Source organism: Corallococcus sp. CA053C, assembly GCF_003611675.1.
Classification (GTDB): domain Bacteria; phylum Myxococcota; class Myxococcia; order Myxococcales; family Myxococcaceae; genus Corallococcus.
In genome coordinates, this window is record NZ_RAWA01000067.1 from 22,655 (window position 1) to 30,931 (window position 8,277).

Consider the following 8,277-nt stretch of genomic DNA (forward strand, 5'->3'; position numbering starts at 1 on the left):
CGGAGGCGACACATGCCAGGGCTGACGGGCGTGGTGGCGGCGGAGGCCGGGGGCCTGCTGGAGCGGATGGAGGCGGTGTTGTTCCCGGTGGCGGGGCAGGGTGCGGAGCGCGGTTTGGCGCCGGGGTTCGCGTTCACGGTCCGTGGGACGGGCGGCTTCCGGGAGCGCGCCGGGGTGTGGCTGGCCTTCGAGGGGCACCTCTTGGGCCGGCCGTTCGGTGATGCGTCCGTGCCGGAGGCGTTGCTGGGTGCGTTCCTGGAGCGCGGGGAGCGGTTCCTGGAGGGAGTGGACGGATCGTTCCAGGTGCTCGTGCGGACCCCGGACACGACGTACCTGTTCATGGATCCGACGGCGTCACGCCGGTGGTTCTTCCGGCATGGACCCTGGGGACTGGCGTTCTCCCCCGAGGTGGCGCCGCTGCGGACGTTGGCCCCGTGCACCGTGGACGGCGCGAACCTGGCGCAGTTCCTGGTGGGCGGGCGCTTCTTCGCGGGGCACACGCTGCTGGAGGAGGTCCACCAACTGCTTCCCGGCGAGCACCTGGTGCATCGCGACGGACGGATCGAGCGGCGGCGCGCGGAGCCGGACACCGTGAGCGAGGAGTCCGGGCCGCTCGACGTGGAAGCGGCGCTGACGCGGTGGAGCGAGGCCCTGGAGCGCGCGGTGCTCCAGCGGTGGACGCAGGCCCGTGCGCCCGCGTTGCTGCTGACCGGCGGCTGGGATTCGCGGTTCCTCTTCCACACGGTGGCGCGGCACGTGGAGGACACGACGCGGCTGTGCACGGTGACGTGGGGGCAGGACCTGCGCCGGTTGGGTTCGGACGCGAGGGTGGCGCAGGACATCGCGAGGCGCTTCGGCACGCGTCACCTGGCGCTGAAGCGCTGCGTGGCACAGGTGCCGGAGACGTTCGCCGCCATGTTCCAGGCCCAGTCCGGCATGACGGAGCTGGCCTTCGGCCACGCGGATGAACTGACGTTGTGCCAGCAGCTCGCGGAGCGGCACGGGGTGGGCTCGCTGTTTCGTGGGGATGAGTGCTTCGGGCCCACGGGGTGGAACGCGACGACGGAAGGTGAGGTGCTGGCGCGGCTGTCATTGCCCTTCACGGCGGACGTCGCGGGGCGCGAGGCATGGCTGATGGGCGGTGGCGCGGACGCGTGGGCGGCGCGAGAGGCGCAGGTGCGAAGGCGGGTGGCGGCGGCTCCCGGAGGCGTGGAGGCCCTGCGCGACACGCTGTACTTCCGCGAGCGGGTGCCCGCGTTCCTGCACCACCTCAACTACTTCAAGGCCCACCGGCTGGAGGTGTTCAACCCGCTGATGGACCGCGAGGTGCTGGCCCTGTCCCGAGCGCTCCCGGCGGCGTGGCGCACCGACAAGCGGCTGTTCAAGGACTGCTATCGAAGACAGTTCGCGGAGCACCTGGACATCCCGTTCGCCGAGCGGAGCAACGGGGTGGACTGGGCCCGGATGCTGAAGCGCTCGCCCCGGGTGGCCGCGTTCCTCCGCGCCGGACTGGAGGCCCTGCCCGCGCCCCTGGTGCCCGAGGTCTTCGTGGGCGTGCTGGACGGGCTGCTGCGCGGGACCGTGGCGACGCCCGCGCCCGGGGTCTACCGCGTGGCGCCGGAACAGCTGGTGATGCGCGCGTTCGTGCTGGGTCAGTGGTTGCGCGACAGGCCGATCTCGGACGTGGTCAAGCGCGCGAAGAGGTCGCGGGCCCGTGCGGCGCCCGCGTCGGAGGTGAGCGCGAAGCACGCGTAGCGCTCCACGTCCGCGACGTTCATGCGCCGCTGCATGAAGCCCTGCGACTTGTGCTCGGCGATGAGCCAGTTGACGACGACGTGGAAGTCGAGCCGGCCTCCGTGACCGAGGGGCCGGGTCCGGTCGAAGTCGAAGGGGCCCACGTCGGTGCGCAGGGCGGTGAGCGGATGGGGCGGGAGTCCTTCGGAGGCGGGCGTGTCGAGCGCGAGGATGGGATAGCCGTCGGGTTGGGGAGCACCGTGGCGCGTGTGCAGCGACACCCCGAGCACCGCGGGGCGTGCCTCGGGAGGGAGGGCCGCGATGGCTTCCAGGGTCAGCAATGCCGACAGCCGGTGGTGCGCGTGCGTCCGGGCCGTGGGCATCATCACGAACACGAAGTCATGGCGACCGTGCTCGAGCTGTGCGCGCAGCCGGTGACGCACGGCTTCCATGTCCCAGCCTTCGGGAGCGGGAGCGTCCGGGGCCAGCGAATAGCCCGTGTCGGGTTGCTCCAGGAAGACGCAGTCGCGCAGGCCGAGGATGCGCGCGGCGCCCAGCAGTTCCTGTTTGCGGATGGCGGGCAGGTGCGCGCGGGCCACCGCTTCGTCCGTGAGACGCAGGCCGTAGAGCGGTTCCGCGAGTGTGGCGTAGCGGAAGCCCCCCTCGCCGTTCGTGAGCACCACGAGGTCCACCTCGGCGCTGAGCGCATGCGTCGCCTGGAACACCGCTCCGGCGAACATCGTCTCGTCATCGGGATGGGCGGTCACGAGCAGCAGGCGTGGGACGGGGGCATCGCTCATGGGGCGCCCATCATGCACGTCGGACCCGACATCTAGAGTCGGGTGGGTTGCGAGTCCTCTTTCGGAGGCGTTCCTGGACCGGCTGACCGTGTTGCTCTTCACCGCGTTCCTGGACTCGGTGGCGCTCCTGATGATCGTCCCCCTGTTGCCCTTCCACGCCACCGGGTTGGGTGGAGGGGGCGCCGTCGTGGGGTTGCTCATGGCGACGGTGCCGCTGGTGCAGCTGGTGAGCGCGCCGCTGTGGGGCCGGCTGTCGGACCGCGTGGGGCGCAAGCCGGTGCTGCTCATCGGCATGGGCGCGGCGGTGGTGGCGTCCGTGCTGCTCGCGCTCGCGGATTCGCTGCCGGCGCTGTTCGTCTCGCGGGTGGTGCAGGGCGTGGGCGGGGGGACGGTGGGCGTGCTCCAGGCGTATGTGGTGGACGTCACGCGACCCGAAGCCAGGGCCCATGCGCTGGGCCGGGTGTCCGCGGCGACGAGCCTGGGCGTGATGCTCGGACCGGCGCTGGGGGCACTGGGGGCGAGCGTGGGGCCGTCCGCGCCGGGGTACTTCGCGGCGGCGCTGGGGGCCTGCAACGTGTTGCTTGCGGCGTGGTTGCTGCCGGAGGCAGCTTCGCGGGCCGGAGAGGCTCATGGTTCGCCGGGCCGCAATGGCGACGTGCTGCGGGTGCTGTTGCATCCGCGTGAGCCCGTGGCGCGGCTCGTCTGGACGTATGTGCTTGCGATGGGGGCGTTCCAGGGCGGTACGGCAGTGCTGTCATTGCTGCTCGCCGAGCGGTTCGGGTTGACCGCGCGCACGGTAGGTTGGGTGTATCTGTTCACCGGCGCCGTGGCGGTGGTGGCGCGAGCGCTCCTGCTGGGCCGGGCCGTGACGCGGTGGGGAGAGGCCCGCTTGTGGCGAGGGGGCGTGGTCTTGCTGAGTGGTGGGCTCGCGCTGCTCGCCTTCGCGGAAGGCCCCTGGGGCCTGGCGGTCGCGCTGGCGCTCATGCCATTGGGCACGGCGTTCACGTTCCCCTGTGTGACGGCATTGCTCTCCCGGCATGCCGCGGCCACCGAGCGTGGGCGAGTGCTGGGCATGCAGCACGCATGGGGTGGACTGTCGCGGGCCCTGGCGCCCATGGGCGCGGGGTGGGCCTTCGAACACCTGACACCCGGAGCGCCGTTCTGGTTGGGCGCGGTGCTGGCGTTGACGCCGTTGTTGTTGGGCGCTGTGGGCCGTGATGCCCCGGATGGGAGCAGGGGGTTCTCATGAAGGTCTGGAGGATGGCTGCGCTGTTGTTGCTGACGGCCGGGTGCGCGACGACGCGGGTCGTGAATCTCGATACCGGCCAGGGCCAACGCATCGTCTACACGCCGGTCGAGACCGAACCGGTCCAGATGGACGAGGACGCGTTCAAGAGCGCTGTCACGCAGCTCGTCCTCGACATGAAGCTGGAGGTCGCGTTCCAGGAGTCCGAACAGGAGGACGGACGGTCCCTGCTCGCATCTTCTGGCGGAATCGTCGAAGGCGCTCAAGGCCGCACGGTGCCACCGTCGTACGAGAGGCTTTGCCAGCAGCAGAGCGACCCGGGTGACTGTCTGGGCATGCTGACAGGTGGCTTCACCCTGGGACCGATGGAGCGGCGGATGATGGCGCTCTACTTCGCGCTCGATACGGTCTGGGACGGGGTGGAGGAGGCGCTCAAGGACCTGATGAACCCCGCCGCGCTGCGGGCGATGGTCACGACCATGATCGGCAGTGCGCTGGTGATGCTGGTCGCGCCCGAGCCCATCACGAAGGTGATCGCGCTCGCGTTGACCGCGTCCCTCATCGCGTATCTCGGCACCGGGCCCGTGTGGAACCTGGGGAGGGGCTTCCTGCGGCTCATGGACGAGTCACGGGATGCCCGGAACTTCTCCGCACTGGAGGACGCGGGGCACCGCTTCGGGAGGGTGCTCGGGGACAATGGAGCGCGTGTCCTGGTCATCGTCGCGTTGACGGCGCTGGGCGGGAAGAACGCGATGGCCGCGCAGGGGCCGAAGATGCCGGGCTTCGCGCAAGCGGCGCTGAGGGCTCAGACGGAGGGCGGATTCCAACTGGCGGGAGCGCTGGCAGGGGAGGTGCAGTCCCTCTCCATCCCAGCGGCGGGAGTGCTGAACATCACGCTGGCGCCGACCGCCGTTGCTGCGGTTGCGATGGGGCCCGGGGGAGGGATCCAGGGCGAACCCGAGGGTGAGATCCACCACATCTGCACGGACAAGAACGAGGTCTCCGACGTGTCCGGTGGCCCGTGGACTCCGATATTCGAGCCATTCTTCGAGCAGGCCGGAATGACTCTTGGTGACACCGCGAATCTGGTACGGATCAAAGGTCATCGGGGCCCGCATCCCGCCAGGTACCATCAGGCCGTGCTCAAACGCATCAATGATGCCATGGCGGGATGCCGAGGCGTTGCCCAGTGTCGGGTCGCGCTGGTAGATGCCCTGATGAGTATTGCGCGAGACCTCACGACCGCAGGCACCCCATTGCGGAAGCTCATCACGAAGAATCCCGAGGGGTGACGCGATGGAACGACGCTTCTTCGAGCTGGACATCGATGTCTACGTGCCAGGGCGTTGGTACTTCAAGACACCGACCACCCCTGATGGGCAGCCCTGGGATGACCCCTGGATGTTCACGAGCGGTGAGCGGATCGCGCCCCCGGGACGCGTTCGCATTCCAGTTTCTCGACCGGGAAGGTCACTGGACTTCACGTCCGCAGGGGTGGGATTCACGCCGATTCTCAGCGCACGAACCGCAGCGGTGTTTCGTGAGCTGGCGCCCGAGGACGTCCAGCTCTTCCCCGTGGAGGTCGAGGGACAGAATGAGCCCTATTTCCTCCTGGTCGTGGCACGTACGGTTCGCTGTATCGACGATGTGGCGAGTGAAGAGGTTCGACTCTGGACACCGGAGGACGGGTGGCCTGAGAAGGTAGGGCAGTACCGGAGTGTTTCTGGATTGCGCATCGACAAGTCGAAGGTCGGCGATGCACGTGTATTCCGGCCGTGGGGCTGTTACTCCGCGCTCATCGTCGATGGGGCCATCAAGGACGCGTTGGAGCAAACAGGCATCGTCGGCGGACGGTTTGATGAGGTCTGAGTAGCGCCCCGGCCCAGGCGGATGTCCTTCCGCCGCCTCCTCCACTGCGCCATGCTGCCTCGCGAGCGGCCCGACCCCCGCCACGTCCATGCGGCGTGGAGCGGCTGTCGGTGGCGCATGCACCAGAAGGGGATGCGGGATGGAGACGACGGAAGACTACGGACCCCCGAGGGATGAACACGAACTGACCGCCGCCGCGGACATCACCGCGCAGGCCTTCGCCATGTCCGCCACCGACGCGGAGACCACGGTGCGCAAGAACGGTCCGGAGCTGCTGCGCCTGCTGCGCCGGGACGGCCAGCCGGCGGCGACGCTCACCCTCATCCGCATGGGGCAGTTCCTGGGCGGCCGCTCGGTGCCCCTCATCGGCGTGGGCGGCGTGGGCGTCGCGCCCGCGCACCGGGGCGGGGGCGTCGCCACGCGCCTCTTCCATCGCTTCCTGCGCGAGATGCGCGACGAGGGCGCGCCGCTGTCGGTGCTCTATCCCGCCACCCAGCCCCTCTACCGGCGCGTGGGCTACGAGGTGGCCGGCGCGCGGTATGAAATCCACGTCGACGCCTCTTCTCTGGAGCTGGGCGAACGCACCCTGACGCTGCGCCCGATGACCGCCTCGGACGACGCGGCGGTGCAGGCGTGCTACCGGCGCTTCGCCGCCGCCCACCACGGCTGGCTGGACCGGGGCGAGTACATCTGGAAGCGCGTGCGCACGCCGCGCAACGACACGGCCCACGGCTTCGTCGTGGAGGGGACCTCCGGCGTGGAGGGCTACGTGTATTTGATCCGCAACCTCGTGCCCCAGGGGGCGGTGCCCAAGCAGGCGCTGAAGCTCACCGACCTCGTGGCCACCACGCCCGCCGCCGCGCGCCGGCTGCTGCGCTTCCTCGGCGACCACCGCTCGCTGGCGCAGGACATCCTGTGGCACGGCGGCGCGGACGAGCCGCTCCTGGCGCTGGTGCGCGAGCAGACCTACCAGGTGAAGCTGTCCATGCACTGGATGACCCGGCTCCTGGACGTGCCCAAGGCGCTGGAGGCGCGCGGCTGGCCCCAGGGCCTGTCCGGCGCGCTGCACCTGGACGTGCAGGACGACCTCTTCCCGGAGAACCACGGGCGCTTCGTGCTGGAGGTGGAAGGCGGCGCCGCGCGCGTCCGGCCCGGTGGGGAAGGCCGGCTGCGGCTGCACGTGCGAGGCCTGTCCCCCCTCTTCACCGGCTTCCTGTCCCCCCGGGCGCTCCAGCTCGCCGGGATGCTGGAGGCGGACGACGCGTCGCTGACGGCCGCCAGCGCCCTGTTCTCCGGGCCCGCGCCCTCCATGCGCGACATGTTCTGACGCGGGCACGGCTACCCGGGGCCCGCCGGGAGTGGTAGGAGCGGCGTCGTCGTCAGGGAGGGTTCACACGTGCGCGCGTTCGTCACCGGTGGCTCGGGGTTCGTCGGGAAGCATCTGCTCGCGGCGCTCGCGAAGCGCGGGGAGCCGGCGCGCGCGCTGGCCCGCTCTCTCCAGGCCGCGTCGGCGGTGCAGGCCGCGGGCGGCGAGCCCTGGGACGGCACGCTGAACGACGTGGAGCGGCTGCGCGTGGGCATGGAGGGCTGCGACACCGTCTTCCACGCCGCGGCGCACGTGAAGCTGTCGGGCCCGCGCGCGGAGTTCTACGAGGTCAACGTGCGCGGCACGGAGGCGGTGCTGGAGGCGGCGCGCGCGGCGGGGGTGAAGCGCCTCATCCACGTGAGCACCGAGGCCGTGCTGGTGGACGGCGGCCCCATGGTCCGCCTCAATGAAACACATCCGTTGCCCCAGCGCCCCGTGGGCGCGTATCCGTCCACCAAGGGCGAGGCCGAACGGCTGGTGCTGCGCGTCAACTCGCCGGACTTCACCACCCTGGCGGTGCGGCCCCGGATGGTCTGGGGACCGGGGGACACCGTGCTGCTGCCGTCGCTGGTGGCCGCGGTGAAGTCGGGTCGCTTCCGCTGGATTGGCGGCGGGCACTACCTGACGTCCACCTGCCACGTGACGAACGTCGTGGAGGGCCTGCTGCTGGCGGCGGAGAAGGGCCAGGGCGGCCAGGCCTACTTCGTCACCGACGGCCCGCCGGTGGAGTTCCGCACCTTCATCACCGCGCTCCTGAAGACGCAGGGGGTGACGCCCGGCGACAAGGCCATCCCCACGGCGCTCGCGGCGGCGGTGGCGGTGGTGAGCGACGTCGTGTGGGACGTGCTGGGCCTCAAGGGCACCCCGCCGCTCACGCGCACGGAGCTGCTGCTGGCGGGCCAGGAGGTGACGGTGAACGACGAGAAGGCCCGGCTGGAGCTGGGCTACACGGGCAGCGTGTCGCGCGAAGAGGGCCTGCGCTCGCTGGCGGCGCACGCGGACTGAGGCGCACGGCCTCCGGGTGCGGTAGCCTCCTTCGCCATGCGCAGGTTCGAGTTCGTCGACGGCAGCAGCTCCAAGTTCTGGATGCCCGAGTTGCAGGGCGCCACCTTCATCGTCACCTACGGCCGCATCGGCACCGCCGGGCAGCGCAAGGAGAAGGTCTTCCCGGACGAGGATTCCGCCCTTCGCGAGTACACCAAGAAGGTCGCGGAGAAGGTGCGCGAGGGCTACGCCGAGGTCGGCGAGGGTGAGGCCCCGCC

The 8,277-nt window shown here is 70.6% G+C and carries 8 protein-coding genes; 7 read left to right on the forward strand and 1 reads right to left on the reverse strand.

Translation table 11 applies throughout. The annotated features are described in order from the left end of the window. The first annotated feature begins 12 nt into the window (after positions 1 to 12). A complete protein-coding gene (locus tag D7V97_RS12195; RefSeq protein WP_120610790.1) occupies positions 13 to 1,755 on the forward strand; it encodes an asparagine synthase-related protein in 1,743 nt (580 codons plus the stop codon). Here the strand turns inward: D7V97_RS12195 and D7V97_RS12200 are convergent. Continuing rightward, positions 1,653 to 2,534: a PIG-L family deacetylase gene (locus tag D7V97_RS12200; RefSeq protein ID WP_158623343.1), complete on the reverse strand. Its 882-nt coding sequence runs from the start codon at positions 2,532 to 2,534 to the stop codon at positions 1,653 to 1,655. The two genes, D7V97_RS12195 and D7V97_RS12200, sit on opposite strands and share 103 nt — an antisense overlap. A gap of 88 nt (positions 2,535 to 2,622) precedes the next feature. Here D7V97_RS12200 and D7V97_RS12205 point away from each other — a divergent pair, with 88 nt between their 5' ends. From D7V97_RS12205 to D7V97_RS12230, 6 genes are all read left to right on the forward strand, one after another. Further along, complete coding sequence (locus tag D7V97_RS12205; protein ID WP_158623344.1) at positions 2,623 to 3,783, forward strand: MFS transporter; 1,161 nt, start codon at positions 2,623 to 2,625, stop codon at positions 3,781 to 3,783. Next, positions 3,780 to 5,072: an AHH domain-containing protein gene (locus tag D7V97_RS12210; RefSeq protein ID WP_120610792.1), complete on the forward strand. Its 1,293-nt coding sequence runs from the start codon at positions 3,780 to 3,782 to the stop codon at positions 5,070 to 5,072. The genes D7V97_RS12205 and D7V97_RS12210 overlap by 4 nt, the downstream gene beginning before the upstream one ends. A 4-nt stretch (positions 5,073 to 5,076) precedes the next feature. After that, a complete protein-coding gene (locus D7V97_RS12215) occupies positions 5,077 to 5,649 on the forward strand; it encodes a DUF1629 domain-containing protein (protein WP_120610793.1) in 573 nt (190 codons plus the stop codon). Positions 5,650 to 5,788: 139 nt separating this feature from the next. Further along, a complete protein-coding gene (eis, locus tag D7V97_RS12220; RefSeq protein ID WP_120610794.1) occupies positions 5,789 to 6,976 on the forward strand; it encodes an enhanced intracellular survival protein Eis in 1,188 nt (395 codons plus the stop codon). Positions 6,977 to 7,045: 69 nt separating this feature from the next. Then, entirely contained in the window at positions 7,046 to 8,020 is a 975-nt protein-coding gene (locus tag D7V97_RS12225) for an NAD(P)-dependent oxidoreductase (protein ID WP_120610795.1), read from the forward strand. A gap of 36 nt (positions 8,021 to 8,056) precedes the next feature. Further along, the coding region (locus D7V97_RS12230; RefSeq protein ID WP_120610796.1) for a WGR domain-containing protein at positions 8,057 to 8,277 on the forward strand (221 nt) is incomplete at its 3' end.

Coding starts and splice junctions, on each gene's coding strand:
- D7V97_RS12215 (WP_120610793.1), top strand. CDS start 5,077: ATGGAACGACGCTTCTTCGAGCTGGACATCGATGTCTACGTGCCAGGG.
- D7V97_RS12195 (WP_120610790.1), top strand. CDS start 13: ATGCCAGGGCTGACGGGCGTGGTGGCGGCGGAGGCCGGGGGCCTGCTG.
- D7V97_RS12200 (WP_158623343.1), bottom strand. CDS start 2,534: ATGAGCGATGCCCCCGTCCCACGCCTGCTGCTCGTGACCGCCCATCCC.
- D7V97_RS12210 (WP_120610792.1), top strand. CDS start 3,780: ATGAAGGTCTGGAGGATGGCTGCGCTGTTGTTGCTGACGGCCGGGTGC.
- eis (WP_120610794.1), top strand. CDS start 5,789: ATGGAGACGACGGAAGACTACGGACCCCCGAGGGATGAACACGAACTG.